General features: G+C 32.5%; 19 protein-coding genes. 10 read left to right on the forward strand and 9 right to left on the reverse strand.

What is annotated here, in order from left to right; genetic code table 11:
- Nucleotides 1-104 precede the first annotated feature (104 nt).
- Both AC6EIW_RS04695 and ilvN read left to right on the forward strand, forming a co-directional pair.
- Complete coding sequence (locus tag AC6EIW_RS04695; protein ID WP_498521410.1) at nt 105-1,076, forward strand: alpha/beta fold hydrolase; 972 nt, start codon at nt 105-107, stop codon at nt 1,074-1,076.
- A 5-nt stretch (nt 1,077-1,081) separates the two neighbouring features.
- On the forward strand, nt 1,082-1,591 hold the full coding sequence (gene ilvN / locus AC6EIW_RS04700) for an acetolactate synthase small subunit (RefSeq protein ID WP_498521411.1): 510 nt from the start codon (nt 1,082-1,084) through the stop codon (nt 1,589-1,591).
- A gap of 9 nt (nt 1,592-1,600) precedes the next feature.
- Here the strand turns inward: ilvN and AC6EIW_RS04705 are convergent, their stop codons facing one another.
- Nucleotides 1,601-2,314: a peptidylprolyl isomerase gene (locus tag AC6EIW_RS04705; protein ID WP_498521412.1), complete on the reverse strand. Its 714-nt coding sequence runs from the start codon at nt 2,312-2,314 to the stop codon at nt 1,601-1,603.
- Nucleotides 2,301-2,876 carry a photosystem I assembly protein Ycf4 gene (locus tag AC6EIW_RS04710; protein WP_498521413.1) on the reverse strand — a complete coding sequence of 192 codons (576 nt, stop codon included), beginning with the start codon at nt 2,874-2,876 and terminating at the stop codon, nt 2,301-2,303. Before AC6EIW_RS04710 ends, AC6EIW_RS04705 begins: the two co-directional genes overlap by 14 nt.
- Nucleotides 2,877-3,076: 200 nt before the next feature.
- Between AC6EIW_RS04710 and psbD the strand changes: the two genes are divergently transcribed.
- Together psbD and psbC are read left to right on the forward strand one after the other, a co-directional pair.
- The gene (psbD, locus tag AC6EIW_RS04715; protein ID WP_498463213.1) at nt 3,077-4,153 is read left to right on the forward strand and encodes a photosystem II D2 protein (photosystem q(a) protein); all 1,077 of its coding nucleotides are present in this window, start codon (nt 3,077-3,079) and stop codon (nt 4,151-4,153) included.
- Nucleotides 4,137-5,519, forward strand: a complete 1,383-nt coding sequence (gene psbC / locus AC6EIW_RS04720) for a photosystem II reaction center protein CP43 (protein ID WP_498521414.1) — start codon at nt 4,137-4,139, stop codon at nt 5,517-5,519. The genes psbD and psbC overlap by 17 nt, the downstream gene beginning before the upstream one ends.
- A 69-nt stretch (nt 5,520-5,588) precedes the next feature.
- On the opposite strand, the gene AC6EIW_RS04725 is transcribed toward psbC, so the two are convergent.
- Nucleotides 5,589-6,224 carry a nucleoside triphosphate pyrophosphatase gene (locus AC6EIW_RS04725; RefSeq protein WP_498521415.1) on the reverse strand — a complete coding sequence of 212 codons (636 nt, stop codon included), beginning with the start codon at nt 6,222-6,224 and terminating at the stop codon, nt 5,589-5,591.
- A 72-nt stretch (nt 6,225-6,296) separates the two neighbouring features.
- On the opposite strand from AC6EIW_RS04725, the gene AC6EIW_RS04730 reads away from it, so the two are divergent.
- The 3 genes from AC6EIW_RS04730 to AC6EIW_RS04740 are packed head-to-tail and all read left to right on the forward strand — an operon-like array spanning nt 6,297 to nt 8,418.
- The gene (locus AC6EIW_RS04730; RefSeq protein WP_498521416.1) at nt 6,297-6,671 is read left to right on the forward strand and encodes an Npun_F0494 family protein; all 375 of its coding nucleotides are present in this window, start codon (nt 6,297-6,299) and stop codon (nt 6,669-6,671) included.
- Entirely contained in the window at nt 6,668-8,176 is a 1,509-nt protein-coding gene (locus AC6EIW_RS04735) for a cobyric acid synthase (RefSeq protein WP_498521417.1), read from the forward strand. Before AC6EIW_RS04730 ends, AC6EIW_RS04735 begins: the two co-directional genes overlap by 4 nt.
- A gap of 8 nt (nt 8,177-8,184) precedes the next feature.
- On the forward strand, nt 8,185-8,418 hold the full coding sequence (locus AC6EIW_RS04740; protein WP_498521418.1) for a 2Fe-2S iron-sulfur cluster binding domain-containing protein: 234 nt from the start codon (nt 8,185-8,187) through the stop codon (nt 8,416-8,418).
- Between the two features lie 26 nt (nt 8,419-8,444).
- Here the strand turns inward: AC6EIW_RS04740 and AC6EIW_RS04745 are convergent, their stop codons facing one another.
- The 3 genes from AC6EIW_RS04745 to AC6EIW_RS04755 all read right to left on the reverse strand — a co-directional run bounded on the left by AC6EIW_RS04745 (nt 8,445) and on the right by AC6EIW_RS04755 (nt 13,506).
- Entirely contained in the window at nt 8,445-9,086 is a 642-nt protein-coding gene (locus AC6EIW_RS04745; RefSeq protein ID WP_498521419.1) for a tetratricopeptide repeat protein, read from the reverse strand.
- Between the two features lie 461 nt (nt 9,087-9,547).
- On the reverse strand, nt 9,548-11,374 hold the full coding sequence (asnB, locus tag AC6EIW_RS04750; protein ID WP_498521420.1) for an asparagine synthase (glutamine-hydrolyzing): 1,827 nt from the start codon (nt 11,372-11,374) through the stop codon (nt 9,548-9,550).
- 1,049 nt (nt 11,375-12,423) lie between these two features.
- Nucleotides 12,424-13,506, reverse strand: a complete 1,083-nt coding sequence (locus tag AC6EIW_RS04755; RefSeq protein ID WP_498521421.1) for a hypothetical protein — start codon at nt 13,504-13,506, stop codon at nt 12,424-12,426.
- 76 nt (nt 13,507-13,582) lie between these two features.
- Here AC6EIW_RS04755 and AC6EIW_RS04760 point away from each other — a divergent pair, with 76 nt between their 5' ends.
- From AC6EIW_RS04760 to AC6EIW_RS04770, 3 genes are all read left to right on the forward strand, one after another.
- Nucleotides 13,583-14,530: an FkbM family methyltransferase gene (locus AC6EIW_RS04760; RefSeq protein ID WP_498521422.1), complete on the forward strand. Its 948-nt coding sequence runs from the start codon at nt 13,583-13,585 to the stop codon at nt 14,528-14,530.
- A gap of 52 nt (nt 14,531-14,582) precedes the next feature.
- A complete protein-coding gene (locus AC6EIW_RS04765; protein ID WP_498521423.1) occupies nt 14,583-15,710 on the forward strand; it encodes a glycosyltransferase in 1,128 nt (375 codons plus the stop codon).
- Nucleotides 15,711-15,817: 107 nt separating this feature from the next.
- Nucleotides 15,818-17,560: an ATP-binding cassette domain-containing protein gene (locus AC6EIW_RS04770; protein WP_498521424.1), complete on the forward strand. Its 1,743-nt coding sequence runs from the start codon at nt 15,818-15,820 to the stop codon at nt 17,558-17,560.
- 65 nt (nt 17,561-17,625) lie between these two features.
- Here the strand turns inward: AC6EIW_RS04770 and AC6EIW_RS04775 are convergent, their stop codons facing one another.
- From AC6EIW_RS04775 to AC6EIW_RS04785, 3 genes are all read right to left on the reverse strand, one after another.
- Nucleotides 17,626-18,693: a class I SAM-dependent methyltransferase gene (locus AC6EIW_RS04775; RefSeq protein WP_498521425.1), complete on the reverse strand. Its 1,068-nt coding sequence runs from the start codon at nt 18,691-18,693 to the stop codon at nt 17,626-17,628.
- A 662-nt stretch (nt 18,694-19,355) separates the two neighbouring features.
- Nucleotides 19,356-20,048: an acylneuraminate cytidylyltransferase family protein gene (locus AC6EIW_RS04780; protein WP_498521426.1), complete on the reverse strand. Its 693-nt coding sequence runs from the start codon at nt 20,046-20,048 to the stop codon at nt 19,356-19,358.
- Between the two features lie 329 nt (nt 20,049-20,377).
- Complete coding sequence (locus tag AC6EIW_RS04785) at nt 20,378-22,213, reverse strand: asparagine synthase-related protein (RefSeq protein ID WP_498521427.1); 1,836 nt, start codon at nt 22,211-22,213, stop codon at nt 20,378-20,380.
- Between the last annotated feature and the right edge of the window lie 8 nt (nt 22,214-22,221).

The following is a 22,221-nucleotide window of genomic DNA, read 5'->3' on the forward strand; positions in this document are numbered from 1 at the left end:
TGACATTCAGACAGCAATAGAAAAGCATAAGCAAATTTTTAAAATAAACTTAAAATGAAATTTAAAAATTATAAACCTCAAAGTCAAAGTAGGTTTTTAACCAAATGCAGCAAAATATTTTTAATAGAAGGCGTTTCATAGGATCCCCAGATTGGGGTGAGTCTAAATATTGGAACTATAAAAATAATATGGTTCACTTCAGGGTAACTGGAGAGGAATCAAATCCTCCCATTGTTCTAATACATGGTTTTGGAGCCAGCAGCGATCATTGGAGAAACAATGCAGAAATATTTGCATCGGAAGGTTATAGGGTATTCGGTATAGATTTGTTAGGTTTTGGGAAATCAGAGCAAAATCTTAAAGGCAAAATAAGATATTTAGACAATCAAATTTGGGCAGCACAATTAGCTTCTTTTCTTGATGAAATTGTCGACATTCAAAAGAATAGAAAGGTTATTTTGATTGGAAATTCATTAGGAGCTTTAACAGCACTCACAACCCTCTCTGAAAAGGCAGCGCAGATAAAGACAGTAATAGCAGCTCCACTACCAGAGCCAGTTTTTATAAATCCAATTAAATTATCTTTTCCGAGTTCGTTGGAAAAACTCAAAAGTTTTCTTATAAAACTTTTTTTTCATTTACTTCCACTTAAGATTTTAGTAAATTTAATATCTAGGACAAAATTAATTACTTTTGCCCTTCAAAGTGCGTATTTTAGCTCAATTTCAAATGACATTCCATTAAGAAAAATAGTTACCGTCCCTGCCAGGAGGGTAAATGCATCAAAAGCTCTTAGAGCCATGTGCATTGGAATGAGCAATAGGCCAACCTCTGCAAAAGGTCCATCTATCATTGAAAAAATTCAAACACTTCCAAATCGCCCACCAATTTTATTGATTTGGGGTAAGCAAGATAAATTGATACCTATATTTTTAGCAAAAAAACTTATAAAGCTCCATCCTTGGCTTAAATTAAAAGTGATTAATGAAGCTGGCCATTGTCTCCACGATGAATTACCTAAACATTTCAATCAGATTGTTCTGAAATGGCTGAGGAACTTAAAAACTTCTAAGTAAAAAATATGAAGCACACACTTTCAGTTTTAGTTGAAGATGAATCTGGAGCATTAAGCAGGATTGCAGGCCTTTTTGCAAGAAGAGGATTTAACATTGATAGCTTGGCTGTCGGCCCTGCAGAAGCCAAAGGAATATCAAGATTAACAATGGTCGTTCAAGGGGACGAATCAACACTTCAACAAATGACAAAACAGCTAAACAAATTAATAAATGTTTTAGAAGTTCTTGATTTAACTAAATTACCAGCTGTAGAAAGAGAGTTAATGCTCTTGAAGGTTTCAGCATCATCAGAAAACAGAGGAAAAATTTTAGACCTTGTTCAAGTTTTTAGAGCAAAAGTTGTAGATGTTTCTGACAATGCGATGACACTTGAAGTCGTTGGAGATCCAGGCAAACTTGTCGCTCTAGAGAACCTATTGAAGCAATATGGAATTTTAGAAATTGCCAGGACTGGAAAAGTTGCTCTTAAAAGGGCCTCAGGAGTAAACACTGAAATGTTAAAAGCTAAAAAATAATATTTTGATTCAGGAATCGACTCTTTTTGCTTCAATTATAAAATCTTCTTCCTCGATTAAATCAACTATATTCATACCACTAATTACTTTCCCAAAGACAGAATATCTTCCATCTAGTTCTGGTAAAGATTTTAATAATATATAAAACTGAGAACTTCCTGAATTAAGATTTTTAGATCTGGCCATTGATAAATATGATCTCTTATGCTTAAGTTCAATATTATTTATTTGACTAGAATCGTATATTTCTTTCCCGTAAATAGGTAAATATTTTGTTCTTAGTTTTATCTCTAAAGGAATATATCTTTTTTTACCTGTTTTAACATCTATAAACTTATTTTTATTTTCTTTTAAAATAGTTTCTCCACCTCTAATAATAAAAGGGTAAGGCTTTTTAATAACCCTATTAAAGATAGTTTCATTATAGGCTCCTTTTTCTACGAAATCAAGAAAGTTTCCTACAGTTATTGGAGCTGATTGTCCATAAAGCTCTATTTTTATCTTTCCTCTATTTGTAATCAACAAAACATATGCATTTGAATTCTGGCAGGGAAGTGTTGTAGTAGAACATATATTTACATATTCTTTTTTCTTTAAATTTGAACATCCATATATAAAAATCGAATTAAGAATTAAAAAAATAAAAGCTGGTTTTAGGGATTTATAAGTGAAAGTTTTATTTAAAATCTTTGTGCTTTTATTATCCTTTTTAAATTCCTTCAAGATTAACCTCTAAAAACCTAGCAATTTCAGCACCTTCATTTTCTAAATCCAATAGAGGTTTAGGAGATCCAACTCTAGATATAGGCAAATCCTTTCTACCTTTAATTCTCAAAGATACTCTTCTAAGAGGATTAAAACCCTCTCTTACCTCTAATTTCACAGCTTTAATCTCATCAATTGGAATTTCTATTTCTATATTTTTTAATAAACCTCTCCTAGACAAAGATAAAACTCCTTTGTTTTTATCAAATCTATTAACGCCAGACCCATAATCGATGCTTATTAGTCTCCAAAAATAAAGAGCAAGCAAAAAAGCCGCTACTCCGTAAAGACCCATAACCAAGCCTTGAGGAACAAAAATTAGCGTTGAAGGGTTTCCAAGTGGTAAAAAGTCTCTTCCAAAATAACTAGAGATTGAAGCCAACAAAAATCCAACACCACCAATACTAAGCATCGAAGCAACTATGTAGTTCGAAACCTTACGAGAACCTTTAATTTTCTGTTCTAGAACCAAATCAGATAACTCTTTATCCGATTGGCTTAACTTTGATTCAGATGACATAAGCTCATAAAATTGGGAAGCACATCCCTTTCAAAACATTATAGAGACTAAGTTTTTGAGATTTAATAAGAAGAAATAAAAAACACTGCTTTTATCTCAATTCAATACAAGGGATTTCATCAAGTTAAAGATTTACCCACAAACCCCGTCATCGTTGTTAAAGTCCTCGACGTATACAAAAGCTCAGCAACGCTCCTCCCATGACGATCGCTGTTGGAAGCGCAACAGAACGAGGTTGGTTTGACGCCCTCGATGACTGGTTAAAGCGCGACCGATTCGTATTTGTTGGTTGGTCTGGACTACTTCTCTTCCCTACGGCTTTCCTAGCTATTGGTGGATGGTTTACAGGTACAACCTTCGTTTCTTCCTGGTACACCCACGGTGTAGCCAGTTCTTATCTTGAGGGATGTAATTTCCTCACTGCCGCTGTAAGTACTCCTGGCGATGCCATGGGTCATAGTCTTCTATTCCTTTGGGGACCAGAAGCTCAGGGCGATTTAACTCGCTGGTTCCAGCTTGGTGGCTTATGGAATTTCGTTGCTCTTCACGGTGCGTTTAGTCTTATTGGCTTCATGCTTCGTCAATTCGAAATTGCAAGACTAGTTGGTATCCGTCCATATAACGCACTAGCTTTCTCAGCAGTTATTGCAGTATTTACTGCTTGCTTCCTCATTTATCCATTAGGACAGCATAGTTGGTTTTTCGCTCCTTCATTTGGAGTTGCAGCAATATTCCGTTTCATTCTCTTCATTCAAGGATTCCACAATATTACGCTTAACCCATTCCACATGATGGGAGTGGCGGGAATTCTTGGTGGTGCACTACTTTGTGCTATTCACGGTGCAACAGTCCAGAACACCCTTTACGAAGATTCAAGTCAGTATTCAGACGGTAAAACTCAAAGTTCTACCTTCAGAGGTTTCGATCCAGTACAGGAAGAAGAGACTTACTCATTTATTACTGCAAACCGTTTCTGGAGTCAGATTTTCGGTATTGCTTTCTCAAATAAGCGTTTCCTTCATTTCTTGATGCTCTTCGTGCCAGTAACAGGCATGTGGGCCGCATCGATTGGAATCGTCGGACTAGCTCTAAACCTTCGTGCTTACGACTTCGTTAGCCAAGAAATCAGAGCTGCTGAAGATCCTGAATTTGAAACTTTCTACACCAAAAATATCCTTCTTAATGAAGGTATGCGTGCATGGATGTCTTCTGTAGACCAACCACACGAAAACTTTGTATTCCCTGAGGAGGTACTCCCACGTGGAAACGCCCTTTAATAGTTTACTCAAAGCCCCTAATCAAAGTCTTGAAGAGACTGGTTACGCCTGGTATGTAGGAAATGCAAGGCTAATTAATCTTTCTGGAAGATTATTAGGTGCTCACATTGCTCACGCGGGACTAATTGTGTTCTGGGCGGGTGCGATGATGCTCTTCGAAGTAAGTCACTTCACCATGGATAAACCCATGTGGGAGCAAGGCTTAATTTGTATGCCTCACGTAGCCATGTTCGGATACGGTATTGGTCCTGGTGGAGAAGTCACAGATGTCTGGCCTTTCTTCATTGCGGGGGTTATACACCTTGTTGCATCTGGAATCCTTGGCTTTGGGGGTGTTTTCCACTCTCTTGCTGGTCCAGAAAAATTAGAGGAAGATTTCCCATTCTTCTCAACTGACTGGAGAGATAAAAACCAAATGACCAATATTCTTGGTTTTCATTTGGTTGTTCTTGGAGTTGGTGCCCTCCTATGGTCCATCAATTGGATGTACATAGGTGGTGCTTATGACACCTGGGCTCCTGGCGGAGGAGAAGTCCATTTAATTAATCCAACACTTGATCCAAGAATTATTTTTGGATATCTGCTATCAACACCTTGGGGTGGCGGTGGCTGGATGGTTGGTGTTAACTCAATGGAAGATATTGTCGGAGGACATGTTTACCTGGGGGTAATTGAAATAATTGGTGGTCTTTTCCACATCTTCACCCAACCATACGGATGGGCAAGAAGAGCTTTCATTTGGAATGGTGAAGGACTTTTAAGTTATGCATTGGGTGGAATTTGTGTTGCAAGTTTTGTTGCTTCAACTTTCATCTGGTTTAACAACACTGCATATCCATCTGAGTTCTACGGTCCAACAAACGCTGAAGCCTCTCAGGCACAGAGTTTTACATTCCTTGTTCGCGACCAACGTATTGGAGCCAATGTAGGATCAACAATGGGCCCCACTGGTTTGGGTAAATACCTCATGAGGTCACCTACTGGTGAAATCATCTTTGGTGGAGAAACCATGCGTTTCTGGGACTTCAGAGGTCCATGGCTTGAACCACTAAGAGGTCCAAACGGATTAAGTCTAGACAAAATACAAAATGATATTCAGCCCTGGCAAGTTCGTCGTGCTGCTGAATATATGACTCATGCTCCTAACGCTTCTATCAACTCTGTTGGTGGAATCATTACTGAGCCAAATGCAGTTAACTTTGTTAATTTGCGCCAGTGGCTTGCAGGTGCTCAGTTCTTCCTTGGTTGGTTTACTTTTGTAGGTCATCTTTGGCATGCTGGCCGTGCGAGAGCTGCTGCTGCAGGATTTGAAAAAGGTATCAGTCGTTCACAAGAGCCTGCTCTTTCAATGCCTGATCTAGATTAGATCCCAAATTTAAAAAAAGTCCTCCTAACAGGGGGCTTTTTTTTATGCTTAAAATATTTAACTTAATTTTCATACGTCTATAAGCAAATCAGATAAGCCGAATTTTTCTAGATTATTTTTTAACCATGGCAAGCTAAGTCCAATAACATTGCTGAAACATCCTTCTATTTTTTTTATAAATATTCCTCCGTAACCTTCGATAGCAAACCCTCCAGCGCAATTGTATGGTTCAGGAATTGAAGCATATTTTATGATCTCCTTGTTTGATAAACTCATAAATTCAATTTTGGTGCTCACAACTCCTTCACTGCATTTATTCAATGAAATACTTTTCATATCTGATTTGAAATTAACTAGTGAAATCAAATAATGCCCTGTATGCAAAAATCCAGATTTTCCAGACATCCTTTGCCATCTAGATATCAATTGCTCTTTATTAATTGGCTTTTCGAAAATTTCTCCTTCAAACTCAAACAACGAATCACAACCTAATAAAGCTTGAAAAGTATTAAAGGGTTTATTTTTCTTGATCAACTTTTTTAATGCACTTTCAGCCTTGCCTTTAGCTAATAATTTGACCTTTAAGATTGGATCTGATTCTTGAAGCTGTGTCTCATCAAAATCACTTACAATAACTTTGTGTTTCAAAGCTATTTGATCAAGTAATTTTTGACGTGCTTTGGATGCAGAGGCAAGCACAAACATAGAAAACTAAATTTTTTAATCATTATTAGTATCATTATTGATCTTCTATTAAAAATAAATCCATTTAATTAAATGTTTCTGATTGATCAAAAAATCTTTAGGAGAGCAAAGAAAGGGATAAAAAACTGTCCCTTTAACTTTTTTCTTTTTCAAAGTCTTCAAAAAGAGAGCCTCAGCGCACAAAATGTTTTTGAGAATAAATCAAAATATTTGAACCAAGAATTTATGTTTATCAATAGTCCTTTATTCATAGAAAATGAATTTCTTAAATTAATTAAAATAGGCGTTTTAAGAAGAGAAGTTGATGGCCAAGGTCTTACATCAAAAGTTCGTATTACGCCAATAGGCAGAAAAGTCCTAGAGGTAGATTCTAATTTATTTACTAAAAAAATATCACTTATAAAAAAATTAATTACATGCATAAAATACCAATTATCACCAAGATGACTAAAGAAATAAAACGCACTCCTTTAATGGTTTTAGGAACATCAAGCGGGGCGGGTAAATCACTCATAGCCACTGCTATTTGTCGATATTTAAAAAGGAAAGGGGAACAGCCAATACCTTTTAAGGGGCAAAATATGAGTAATAACGCTTGGGTAGATAAGAAGGGAAGAGAAATGGCATATTCTCAAGCCCTTCAATCTTGGTCTGCAGGATTAGAGCCATGTGCTGAAATGAACCCTGTGCTTCTAAAACCAAAAGGGGACTGCACAAGTGAAGTCATTCACCTAGGCAAAAGCGTCGGAACTAGTAAAGCCATAAATTATTACAAAGACTGGTTCGATCAAGGGTGGGAAGCTATCAAAAAAGGGCTAGCAATATTATTAAAAAAAGACGGAAGGCTAATTCTTGAGGGAGCTGGAAGTCCTGTAGAGGTAAATTTGCAACATAAAGATCTTACAAACCTGAAATTAGCAAAATTTTTAAATGCAAATTGCATTTTAGTTGCAGATATTGAAAGAGGAGGAGTTTTTGCTCAAATTATTGGAACAATTGCATTGATGAACCCAGATGAAAAAAGATTAATTAAAGGGATAATTATTAATAGGTTCAGAGGCGATAAAACCTTATTTGAATCGGGAGTTACATGGATAGAGAAAGAAACAGGAATTCCAGTTTTAGGAATATTGCCTTGGCTAAAAGAAATATTTCCACCTGAAGATTCTCTTGACCTACTTGAAAGGAAACAAATAAATAAAAGTGCAGAAATAGAGATAGCAATTATAAAATTACCCAGAATTAGCAATTTTTCTGATCTAGACCCTTTCTTTAGTGATTCAAGTATTCAAATAAGATGGGTAGAACCTGGCCAAGAGCTTGGGGAACCAGATGTGTTAATCATTCCTGGAAGCAAACAAACTATCAAAGATTTAAAGATTTTAAATAAAAGTGGATTGAGCAATCAAATAAAAGAGTATGCCAAAAATGGGGGAAATGTTTTTGGCATATGTGGAGGATTACAAATGCTCGGCAAATCATTAGAAGACCCACATCAGCAGGAAAGTATTAATGAACCAAATAAATTTTTAAATATTGGAATAAACATTCTTCCTATAAAAACAACTTTTGGAGAAATAAAGCACACCTCGCAAAGGAAAGAAAGAGTTTCATGGCCAGATTCACAGCATGTAACAGGTTTTGAGATGCATTACGGGGAAAGTGATTTGATCAACAATAAAGATTCCTATATTATTTCTCTATTTAAAAACAGTAATTTAGGATGGGTAATTGAAAAAGAAGATAAAAGCTTTATTGGAGGAACTTATTTACATGGAATTTTTGAAAATGATGAATGGCGCAGGGAATGGATAAATAAAATCAGACAGAGCAAGGGATTAAAGAAAGTAACTGCTCACGAAGAAAAGAATCATGATAAAAGAGAGAAGTTATTAGATTTACTAACTGACGCATTCGAAGAAAATATAAATATGAACATACTAATTAAATAATTTAAATAATGAAAACTGTAAAAATAAATTGGCCTAATAAGAAATCAAGCAATTGCACTCCAGGCTCTGAATGGTTAAAAGCTGCATATGACGCAAATATCGAGATCCCTACTGGGTGCCTTGGAGGCAGCTGCGGTGCATGCGAAATAGAAGTAGATGGAGAAGTCATTCGTGCTTGCATCGCCTCAGTACCGGATAAAAAAGAACTTACTGTTGAATTCTTTAGTGATCCTTATTGGTGATAATAAGTAATAAAGTTATTTGATAATTAATAATATTTCTCTGCTCTTCGAATGGCATTTATAGACCCTTTATAGTCTCCGCTTTTATACTTTGATTCACTTATTAACTCCAATTTCTTTATAATTTCCTCTTTTCTTTTCTTACTTATTACTTTTTTATAATCTGCAATTAAATCGTATCTACTTTTTTTAATTTTTGAAACTTTAATTAATGTTTTATATTTAGGCTCTAAGTCTATTTTGACAAAAGTACCTAATAAAATATTTTTGTAATCTATTTTGATATTATTTTCCTGAGGGAATTTATCATATTCTAATAATCTTATCTTTTTTGCTTTCCTTTTATCATCTATAGCACCCTGATAATCGCCATTCTTATACCTAGAATTACTTCTACCACTAAATGAAATATCTTTAGACCTTATAGTTAAAATTTCCAATTCAGATTCTAAATTAATTGATTTTGAGAAGCAATCTATAGAAGAGATATAATCTCCCAAATAATCATTCAAAAAGCCACAAATAATATACGCTAATGCAATATCTTCATATTTTTTGTTACCAACAATGTTCTTTTCAATGTACTCAATAGCACCTTGATGATCATTTAAATCAATCAAATTAATTACTTCATTATAAAAAGATGAAGACTCATCAAAAGTTTTCATATAATTTGTACAGTTCCTCTTTAATCATAATGAAAAAAATTCAAGGAAAACAACCTTGACTTAAAAAGTTTCTAATCTTTGCTGAAGAGGCAGTCTGCATAAGCAGTCATTCTTAATGAGGACAGAAAAAAAGGATCTATTTTCGTACTAAACCCATAAAATCTAGTCATAGATTACATCCCATATAGTATGACTATACACTGAGTATCAAGGGAATTGGGATCAAGAGGCAGGTTGTAAAACAAATAAAAGCAATATTAAGAAATCAGTTTTAAAATCGAAAAAATATCAAAAAAACTTACATCAACTAATAATTTTTTTAAATGGAAGTGAGTACCTTAAACAAAGAAAACAAGACACCAAAAGAAGTGCAGAAAAGAGACAAAAGCCCTTCAAACTTTAATCAATCAACTTCCTCGCTATTTGTTTCTATTCAACATAAGTTATAACTGATCTATAGATCAGTTAAATAATCCCAACCACTCTTCAATGCACAACAATCTGAAAATATCAAATTGCCGTAAAGACAAATCGCCATTCATAAAATCAGATACATACTTAGATAAAACTTTTCTATTAGAATATTGTGCAAGTTTCGAATTTGTACCTTTAAGTTGAGAAAGTTTATCAAGGAATATCTCTTCGGTCTTCAACCAATCATCCAAAGGAATGGTTAGACCTATTTTCTTTCTATAAATAATGGATCTTGGTAGATACTTTAATGCTATAGTCTTAAGAATCTTTTTTGTCTCCGACTTAGTTACCTTATAATTTAGTGGGATTAATTTTGAAAGCGAAAATATAGCTTGATCAGCAAAAGGTGTCCTACATTCAACTGAACTTTGCATAGAAAGCATATCTTGTCTGTGCAATAAAGTTTGCAAATAATATCTTATATCGTAAGAATTAATCTTGTCTTGTATGCAGCCGTATTTCGATATGATTCTTGGGTTTAAAAACCTGTCTCCTTTAAAAAGATCTGGAAATGTATTTATCAAGTTAGTTGTATCACTATAGACACTGCTAAAACATATAGGGTCTCTTGAACGAGTATATGATTTAGCTGCTTTATATCTAGTGTATGGAATAATAAATTCTGGGATAATTTTAGCAAATAAACCTATTTTTTTTAATCTATCAGCCTCTCTATATCTACTATATCCCATAAAAGCTTCATCAGCTCCTTCACCAGTTATTGCAACTGGTGAATTTCGTCTCATGATCTCATAAAGTCTCATAATTGCTGGAGAACCTGAATGAACAATTGGACTATCTAATGCTTTAATTGTTCTTTCAAAGTAATTAGCAAATGTTTCAGAGGATATAGTCACTTCAGTATGTTCACATTGATATTTATCAACTACCAATTTTCTCGCCCAAGCCTCGTCCTGATGAGATCCTAATATTTCTAAGCCAAATGTCTTTTGTTTCTTTTGTGTAATCTTAGAAGCCAACGCAGTAATTAAGCTTGAATCAACACCTCCACTCAATTGGATAGAATAGCCTACATCACTTCTTAAATGTAATTCTATACTTTTGCATAACTCCTCTTCGACTAGATCTACAATTTCTTTTTCATTTAGGCTTTTTGGTAAATTTGTAAAAAAGGAATATTGATCTTTATTTAAAGATTTATGAGGTATTTTAGACAGTATAGATGTACCCAATTCATAAGAATATATACATCCCGGAATACATCTTTCTACATCTTTTAAGCCAGTCCGTTCATCACCAGGAGAGCCAAAAGTAACTAATTCAGGTAATACACTTTTATCCAAGCTATTAAAACCTAGTTCTCTAAATACACATGTTTCACTAGAAATAACCAAGTTACTATTTTTAAATGAGAAATATAATGGTTTAATACCCAGTGGATCTCTTCCGAAATAAATAATCCCTCTTTTCCTATCTAGAATCAAAAAAGCATACATACCTCTTAAATGGCTAATACTTAACTCTTTTTCTTTTCTCCAAAGATTAAGAAATACCTCAGTATCACTTTTGGTAGTGAAGGAGTATTCTTGACTCAATTCCTCCTTTAATTCTAAATAGTTGTAAATTTCTCCATTATTCATAATCAAATATCTGCCATCAATGTCTCTCATTGGCTGAGAAGCCCTATCATCTAAATCAATAATTGAAAGCCTAGAAAATACGAAGGTGCCTACATTATCTTGATAAATAGCTTGGTTATCAGGTCCACGATGATACAGCAATGATTTGATTCTATTAAGTGAATCTTTATTGTCATGATCAATGGATCTATTACTAAAGAAAAAGCCACACAATGGATTAAACCCCTTAAATCGATATACTGCTATTCAGTAATAATGCTATTCAGTAATAATGCTATCCAGCAGTGATTCTATTTACCATTTATCTGAATGAAATATTTGTTTTAGATTATTTGCTTCTTCTAGGGTGCCAGACCCACAAATTTATTTTCACCATAATTAACTTTGAATCAACAAAAAGGATTGAAGATAACTATTGAAGTCCTAAAGGATGAGGGAAAGTAATTTTCTAAAGAGCTTGGATATTATTGCCTTCCCAAACCCAAGTTGATATTGTTGCCCACTCGCCTAACCCATCCATTAATTCCCAGCACGACTGCTTCTTAAAATGGACTTGGATTAAAAAGCAGCAGAAATATGCGATTAATGATCTCCTAGAATATTAATTCTTGAATATGAGGTTCTTTATTTGAAACAAGGTTTTTATGAGGATTTAAATTGCTTCTTAAGTTCTAATTTTAAAAATAATTATTATTTTACCCAGATTTGCATCGCAGCAAGAAATGAACGTAATCCTCTAGGTGAGACTTGAAATTAGATCCATAACAACCTCTCAAAAGTTTTTAGCGGTTTCTCATAGTAGACAATGGAATCAATATTTCTTGAGTCAATCTTTTAGATTTAAGACAGTATAGAATTGTATTTAATAGAAATCCGGAATGATTGTTTTTCCATGAGAATATCTCTTCTTGAACTGCTGCTTCTATTTAGCTATTTCGAATTAGCTACGAAAAACTATTTCTCTAAAAGTATAAAATAATACTATATATATAGTATTTTCTTTAATTCTATATAAGACATAGTAATGCTAGATCATAAAATGACTTTAACTATCTATACAATTAAGTTAAATTTAAAAGTTTATATAATAAGAAGTAATTACTTTATAGTATGCCAGAAGCATATATATCGATTCAACAAATATATTGATTCAAAATATATCAGATTTAGTATATAAAAAGGGGTGCAAGCCTTATTTAATTTTTAATAATAAATTCAGAGGAGAAACTATTATTTATAGTTAATATAAATTTTACAAAAGACTATATGATACTTTTTATAAGCTGCTTTAGATGCTCTACAAATAAAATTGGAGCAGATTTTGAAATAGTATATTTTATATAGTTCTTCTGCGCATTGACTGCTATTGATGTACGAATTTTATCATCATTGATTATGGAGGCCAATTTTGATTTGAAATCAGTAAGATCCCATTTGTAATCTATGTAAGTCTGTTCTTTTTTAAAAAATGGTGGCCAAGTTTGCATATGATCCATTGATGGTTTGAACAACATTGCACCGGTAATGAAAACCTCATAATCCTTGAGAGTTATCTCTCCTAATCCAAATGGAGATATTACTACTTTTGAGGTTTCCAACTCATGAAAATACTGATATCTATTAACTTTATTTGTATTAAAGTTTAAACCTAGTATTCTTGAAACTTCCTCCCGATTCCACGCTACACTTTTTTGTATATAGTTAACACCATATCTACAACTAAAAGAATTATCACGTTGGGAAAGTGGATTTTTAAAATTACTATTAAAGCGTAATAGTCTTGTCAATTTAAGCCGGTCTAATAACTTGGCTGAAATAGGACCTAGTAAAGAATAATTTGCTAAACCAGAATTCCATCCTAAACGAAGCTTCCCTAGATCGGCTTCATTGGTAATGGGAACAGACCAAGATGGCTCGGGATCTAGGGCCACCCCTTTTTTGAAAGCAAATTCTCCATAAATTCGGCCCTTTGAATATATAGGTCTTAAATACTCTTGTTTATTTACAAGTAATTGGTTCTTAACCCATGCAGTTACATATGGAAGTGGGTATGTATTATCCATACCAGTACTATCTGTGGTATCAAAGTAAATTACAGAGTCAACATTTCTGGAAAATTGCTCAAATATTTTTTCGGTCTCTTCTCTAAAATCTTTCCATCTACTAGCAAAATACTTACTGTCTACACACAGAATATCGCAATCAAATAACTCTGGAGAAAGGTGGTTTTCAAAACAAACTTCTATTCCTGACTGCTTTAAATAGGATTTCCAAACTATAAAGGGAAATAGAAAAGCAATACCATTAGGTGTTTTAAAGCCTGGCGTTAAAATATTTAGTTTCATATAAAGATTATCAAGGAATATTCATTTAACACGCTAATCAATATTCTATTGTAGTGATATTTCAATCAACAAGCATATGCCTCGTATTAGTAATTTCTTGAAATTGATTAAGAGCAGAGGCCTGCAAGAGACATTAGTTGCATCATTCAACCATGCCTTAGCTTCAGGCAATAGAGTTATTGGAAATAAATACCTTAAGAAGAAGATATACAATTATGAAATGTTTCTAGATTTATATGATAGAGGCATATCAAGAGCTCTAATTCTTTTTGGAAATAGAGAGTTAGAACATAAATATATATTAGAAAAGGTGCTTAGAGAAGGAATGAATGTACTAGATATTGGAGCTAATATTGGTTACTATGCCTTAATGGAATTAAAATTAATAGGAGATTCTGGGAGATTGATTGCAGTAGAGCCCTCCTCATCAAACATTGCTCTACTGAAAAGAAATCTTGAATTAAATAATTATAACAAAATCGAAATACACGAAGCGGCAATATCAGATGAAGACTCAATAAAAGAGTTCCATCTGTCTCATATGTCTAACTTAAACACTTTCCATGCAACTGGCAGTGGCAAACAATTTTTATCTGGAGAGACCGTAAATGTTAAAACAATGACTGTAGAGACAGTCCTTAGTGGAAGAAATATAAATTTAATAAGAATGGATGTAGAAGGTCATGAAGTAGAAATATTAAATGGGCTTGTACGTTCATTTAATAATATAAAAACAAAGCCTATGATTATTTTCGAAACACATCTATCTAGGTATGGAGAAGAACATGACTTTAGGAAGACTCTAAGTGATCTTTTTAAATTGGGTTACAGAAATAAGTATGTAGGATCATCATCACAAGAAGGTACAAATCGTATCAAATCTTTTGGATACTCTCCCCTAAAAGAAATTAATAGTGATGGCGACAAAAGATGCATATTTCAAAATTTAAATAACGAGGATATTATCGAATTAGCTTGTAATAAAGGTGGCATAAGGACAATACTCTTGTGCCATGAGAATTGAAGTTTTAAATTGATTTTAAATTCAACAAAAGTATTATTTCTAATATTTTCTAATGAGTAAAGAGAAAAGACTTTTAATAATTTCTGGTAGTAATAAGCAAGGTGGTGCAGAAAGACAACTATCCAAACTTTTAGGAAGCGTAATTGAATATAAAGTAAGTATGATCTGCTTTTCTAGATATGAGGAGATTGGAGAATTTAGCAATCTAAAAAATCTCAATAAGTTTGAGTACTATACAGTTAACATTCGTAATCCTTGTACTATTTATAAGTCTTTAAAGTACTCAATAGCTTTAATAGACAACCAGATTAAAAGTACTGTAATTGTCGGTTGGCTTGGTAAGGGCAATTTATACGCACTACTACTAGGAGTATTAAGGCCATTTAAAACTAAATTATTTTGTTGCCACAGATCGCTCTTCTCACTGAGACAATCTATAGTTAGTAGAGTTTTACTTATTTTTACATTAATAATATACTTTATATATCCAAAAAGAATACACCACGTCACAAACTCAAGTGCAATAGCCTCTTCAATAATAACTAAATTTTTACTAAGGTCTAAAACTATAGTTATTCCAAATTGTTATGAAAACAAAAACACCCAAACTAGTAAGAAAGAGAAAAGAAATGAATTTCAAGAACACAATTCACTAAAGCTAATTATTGTGGCAAGGTTTAGTAAGGAAAAAGGATATGAGACTTTGTTTAAATGTCTTAATGAAGTAAAGATTCCATTTAAATTAAGATGTATTGGTACAGGGTGTTGCATGTCTAACCCAGACTTCAAAAGGTTGTGTGATCAATATAGTATTGATCCAATTGCTAAAGAAACTGTATCGGAAATACTAGAAGAGTATCGAAAATCAGACTTTCTCATTTTGCCATCATACTCTGAAGCATTCCCAAATGTTATTGTTGAATCACTATTAGCAGGGACCCCAGTAATATCAACTCCTACTGGACCATTCCTAGATTTACTCCGACCTTATGGGTTAGTAGCAAAGTCTTTTAGCTACAAAGATATCAAAGTAGTAATATCAAGAGCTGCAAAAATAAGAAGCAGTCAAGAGGTATATTTGGAAGTGAGCAATGAACTGTCTAAGAGAATAAATGACTATATCTTAACTCCTTCTGAAGCTGCAAAAAAATATGAGTTACTTTTTAACAAGCAAACTTAAAAGATATTTATGTATAAGAAGCTATATTTAGAATCATTTATAATTAATTACTATAATTTGAATCTAGAGAATAAAAAGTGTTATGATTTTTGTATAAATAGCCAACCATGAAAGTCAATAAATTTGGGAGTTATGAGATATTATGTTTTTTGTGGTCTCAAATAGATAAAAAAAGCAAAAGACAATTTATTTATCTATTTCCATTAATTACACTCGGATCGCTAGCAGAATCAATATCTATAAGTGCGATTGTACCTTTTCTAATTAAGTTATTTGTGAGTGAAAATAATGCGTCAAAAATTGCACTACCGAGTTTTATGAATCAAGTATTGATGTTAAGCACAAATCAAATTCTTTACATGGTTATTGTTATCGTAATCCTCGCATTACTAATTAGACTTCTATCTATATACAAATATGGGCGTTGGGCTGCCTTTGTTGGATCAAGTATTGCTGTTAAAGCCTTTGCTAAATTTGCAAAGACAGATTATATGAAATACAACAATTATAGTGAGAGTGAAACTGTAAATATTCTTGAAAGTTCTACTAATCAAGCCTCCTCAAATATATACCTTTTTGTAACTTTACTGATATCTCTAATGACTTCATCGGGACTAATATTAACAGGTTTAATTTTAAACCCAGGACTGTTAACACTCATATTTATTACATTAGGTATTAGTTATTTAATAATATTAAAATGTTCTAGCAATTATATAAGGAGATTTGGAAAACAAAAACATCGATTCCTTGAAAAGTGTAGAAAATATAATAATGATTCATATCGATCTTTTAAGAGTATAAAACTTGAAGCAGTAGAAGATAGTTTGATAAGTTTATATAGAGAAGTTGATATAGGAAGAAGACTTACAGGACATTTAGTGAAGCTTTTTGGAATATATCCCAAAATTCTTCTTGAGTCGTTGGCTATCTTATTGCTGACTATTACAGTAACAATTAGTGTTAATAATTTAGAAGGAAATAGCAAAACTAGTATCGACTTTTTAATGATTACAGTTATTTTTTCAAGACTCTTACCACTATTTCAAGCAATTTATTCGAACATTAGTTCAATAAGAGCATCTAGTTACTCGATACTTCAGCTAAGAGATTATATGAAGCTAAATACAGTTCAAAAAAATCCTACTAGATATGTAGTAAATTCAGATTTGACAAATTTTTCTTATTTGAAAGCTACTGGTATTTCTCACCAATATGCAAATGGTAAGGAAATTCTTTCGAATATTTCACTTGATGCCTCCAAGGGGGAGTGGATAGGGATAAAAGGTAGAAGTGGCGCTGGCAAGTCGACATTACTTGACATAATAATGGGGCTAGTAATACCAAATAAAGGCAATGTTTTTGTTAATGGAATAGACATCTATGCTACAGGCTCATATATAAACTGGAGAGACTCAATTTCCCATTGCTCGCAACAACCATTTGTGATTGATATTGATATTATTAGCAATATAATCTCCGTATTTAGCAATTCCAAGCCAGATATTAGAAGACTAGAAGAAGTGTGGTATTGCTCCTTACTAGATGAATTTCTCTCTCTACGTGAATGTCTAGAAATATACAAACAACCAAGGCAATATTTAGATGAAGCCAGACTAATGCCGATGAGTGGGGGGCAGAAGCAAAGAGTATCAATAGCCAAAACTCTCTATAGAAAATCAGATGTATTAATGTTAGACGAATGTACTAGTTCTCTAGATCTAGAATTAGAGAAAAAAGTATTATCACGCATCAAAGAAATTTACTTTGATAAAACTGTTTTTATGATTTCACATAATACAGAAACATTTAATTACTGTGATAAAGTTTTAGAATTGAGAAAGAATTAGAAATGATTTAAGTTACTTTATTTTATTATATATATTATTTTTTTTAAAGCTTATTTATTATCAAATTATTTCTTTATTCCGTAAATTGAAATCAATCTACTTCCTAAAAGGTTATCATGTATATATTCTGGCGTAATAAAATCAAAAAGATTATCAGGATCACCATATCCATGATAAGGAAACTCACCAGACATATAACTCTTAATATTATCTATTTCAGAGATCACTGTCTCAAAATGTAGAACATTTAATCCTATCTTACTCATCAATAGATCTAGAGATCCTTTGTGAAAATAATGTGGATGTTTCCAATTAAAGCAGGGAGACATTTCTCTTGTTAATCTAGTAGCTAATGATCTTAAATTTGGCACAAGTATAAATACTAGTCCATCAGGTTTAAGTAATTTTTTTAGATTTAAAAGAAAAGATTTAGGGTTATAGATATGTTCTAATACACTCCACATTGTAATTAAATCGTATTCAGCACCGATTACTGAGGGGTCTAAATTTTCAAAAGTACTGGAGATATAACTTATTCCAATGCCATGCTTATATTCTGATTGGTAATTGGTATTAGCATCAATACCGACACATTCTGAATAGCTTCTTTTATTCGCTTCTTGGAGGAATACACCTGCTCCACAACCTATATCCAATACCTTCTTTTTTTCATGTGGATTAATTAAATCAATTAGATCTAGACCGTAATTATATTTTAAACGATCAATATTCTTCTGCAGATCAACAGTATATATCTCTGATGTAGTTTTATCATCAGAATATAGATTAGCGGCTACTTCTCTTTTAATGACAGGATCTTGGTAAACATGAAGACAATTTTGACATCTAACATAATTCAATCCCAATCTCTCTACATATTGTTCTTTTTCGCTGCGGTCACATACAGGACAGAGCTGTTGAGCTTGCCAATCGGATTGAGAAATCTTTTTAAACCTATTGGTATTTGTATCTTCAATTATTTGAGAATGTTCTCGTATCAAAAAGCCACTTGAAGGTTTTCCTTTTCCACTTCTATTTGTTTTGGAGTTAAAAGCTTTTGCCCCCATTTGGATTTGACCATCAAATTCATTTATTCTTTTATACCTATCATCTAAATGTCGGTTGATATTCATAATACTACTTGTATTAGAAATAAAGAATAACATATATTCTATAACTTCTTTTACAGAATTTAATTTCCTTATTTATTTAAGGTGGCAAGCACAAAGTCTAAATCTATTTTATTAAAAACTCTTATAGTTGAAAACTCATTTTTAGAAGAGGCTATCTCTCTCTCGTTAGAGAATAATGCTTGGCTACTGAATATCTTAAAGAGAAAAAATAATAAAGCAAACAGAATGTATTCGCAATTTTATTTCATAAATATAATTGGTTGATCTTAACCTAAAATATTATGTTTAAAGATCATGTGATTTATGTGATTTAATTAAGTCTCTAATATTTATTATTTATTAATAAAAATAACTGTAATTTTGTTTAAGCTAATAAAACTATATTTTCCCTTATTGACTGATAATTTACTATCTTATTGATTTCTAAAAAGATAATGTAGATCTAAATAGACAACATGAGAAAGTTATGAATGGTGTATAATTAATTTTATATATTTAAACCTGCGATACATCTTAAGTCTTAAGTGTAAGATCAGAAGATAAGTTATCTAAAGTCACTATTTGAAATTGCTTATATGTTTGATTTGGAATAGAATTTACATAGACATAATGTTAATATTTGTTCATTCTTAATTCTTATAATAATTGATACTTTTTTCATTTTATGGAAGTAGATTTGGATTAATATCAGTTAAAGCTTCTATAAGTTCAATATCAGATTGAGTATGAATATCAACATCAGGAACGGTTTCAGGTATTTCTATCCATTCGCATTTTCCACCAAATCGTTTTCCATTAGCCCAGAAATTAGGATTAGTGATGAGGCCATAACCTGTGCATTCAAGTAAAAGCCGATTATGAGCCTCTTGCCTGGGTGAATAATCCTGCATCCAATCAAATATTGGCTTTTCAGAAATTTCAGGCGTTAGAGACCAGTAGTGCCTATGAGTTGGCCTGCCATGAAAAATAGAATCAATCGAGGAGGATGATTCAAGATATCTGTCTAACAATCTCAGAATAGTGCCTTTTGGTCTTAATGGTTCACAAGCACTGAGGTATAAAACTAGATCGTAGTTAGAATCTAAATTTAATTCGTCATTTGCATGTTTGAGAACAATTTCTGTGCTAGCAGAGTCATCACTATACTTCTGAGGCCTTGACAATGGCTTTGCTCCATAATTCGAAGCTTCATCAAGAATCCTTTGACTGTCTGAAGATACAAAGATATCTGTGCTTACTTCCATTGCTGATCTAATGCTATAAGCTATTAATGGTATTCCTTTTAATGGGTAAATATTTTTTAATTTGAGTGATTTGGATCCACTTCTTGCTGGTATTAAAGTAGCTATATTCACCTTGAACTAAATTCAGTATATTTATTATAATTGCCAATTGAACCTAATCATCTGAGAAGAGCTCCTATCAACCATTGGAAAGAATATTTTTTAATTGAATACTAAAAGATAGGAGCGTATATTAAGTAAATTTTGAAAGATCAAAAAAATATTACGATTACAGCCCTATTATTAATATTGCACTAATTAATAAATTCAATTTTACCTGCAAAATGTTTAAACAAGGAACTTAAGAGTAAAAAGAAAGAATTCTCAAAGGAAGTAATATTAACAATTTTCGATAAACCTAATAATTTCTTAGAATTGATATAAGTAATAAAGATCAAGATTTATTCTTCAGATTCTAAGAGAATTATAAATCTACCCAAAGTCAAAAGGGCAAAAAGAAACTGAGCACCTTTTGCCTTTCCGTTTATTGTTTCTTTAAAAACAAGATTAACCCTATCCCAGTCCAAGCAATGTAGATTTTTGCGGACACTAGAATGACTGAAAGTTTCCTTAATCAGTTTTTGCAAATGTAGTGACTGTCGAAGAAAATTATTCTGATCAGGGAAAGTCCTATCAGTTGAGACAGGACATCTTAATGAATTAATATTAGTAATTGAACGAATAACCTTTTTGGATAACTGTTTAAATGTCTTTAACAAAAAGTGATCTGATGCAGGAAAGCCATAATTAGAAGTAGGTATACTGCCTAAGATAGATTGCTTCAATAAAAGTCTTGGTAAGGCGGCATTTAAACGATATTTAATTGGAAGCGATAAAAAAAAGTTAAAAAGCTGATTATTGAAAGAAGGGATTCTTATATGACACAAAAGATTCATAGAATCTATATTTGGACGAGAGTAATGTCTTCCAAGTGTGTCAATTGTAAGCAAATCCCATTTCTCTTCATTTGAAAGATTAGCATCTTTATACCTTTCAGTAATGCAGTTGATTCGTCTAAGAAGTTTATCAAGAATTTCATTCCTAAATTTAGGCTTAATCAAAGTATTAATGTCTACACCTTTGACTCTATAAGGAACATTGTTTACAAAATCAACAGCAAATGGGAGGTTGGATTGTCTCAACACTTTTATAAAAAGAGGCTTGTTAAATAAAACAAACCATTTTGATGGTAAATATGAACCTTGAAAAAAATAGTCAAGACCATGGCCATTTAGAGCTAAAGCCCTTTCCCCTACAATATCCTTGCTAAAGCCAATAAAGAAACTATCAATAAAACTATGAAAGCCTGATGTTATTTTTATGGTCTCGTCAAAATAATATATAAGGTGGTCTTGGGGCAACTGACAAAAGATAAAATCATTATTAGTACTGAATGCGCAACGCCTAGCTATTTCCACTTCTAAGTTGTCAGAATAAGAAGCTGTTAGGCATTTAATATTCTTATCAGCGACAGAAAGAACTGAGCGACTATCGTGACCACCAGATAAGAACAAAAAGTTATTTTTGAATTTTTTATCGTTTGTCAATATTGATGTGCTTTGACGTAATAAGTGAAAGTATCGATTGAAAACCTTCTTAATAGATCCATATTTTTTCTTATAGAAAGAAGGATTCCAATATCTATTAACTGATATTTTATTAGTCTTAAAAGTTAAGACACTTGCAGGTGTAAGGAACTTTGATTCCTTGTCATACGTTTCTGTCCCAAAGACTCTATTTAAACGTAAAAACTCGTACATGAGCTCAGGCTTCCATTCAAAGGAATTAAGTCTCTTTAACTTTTTTGCTAAAAAATAATAAGAACTAGAACAGATCAGCTTATTATCTACAAACGCATAAAATATATTTATAGAATTAAACCTATCTGTAATGACATCGACTTTGCTGGATTTTTTATTTAGAGTAATTGCTAAGAATTGGCCATCGATAAGAGAGATATCATCAAGGCAAGATCTGCTATTTATGACATGAATAGCAGAGAGATGATCAATTTTATCCTCTATAATAGGTGATCCCCAAATAACAGAATAGAAGAAAGGGTCCTCATGAACCACTGGATTGTGATGGCAATAAGTTGCTAAGCCATTCTTTATATCAAGGATAAATGGTGATTCACGACATTGATCAGAGACTTCAAAATAAATTAGCTGGTCTTCAAGTGAGAAAGGTTTTTTATCATTTATATTTAATTGATACTTGGTAATTTTATTTTTCATGGTGATTT

This window comes from Prochlorococcus sp. MIT2308, from assembly GCF_059772345.1.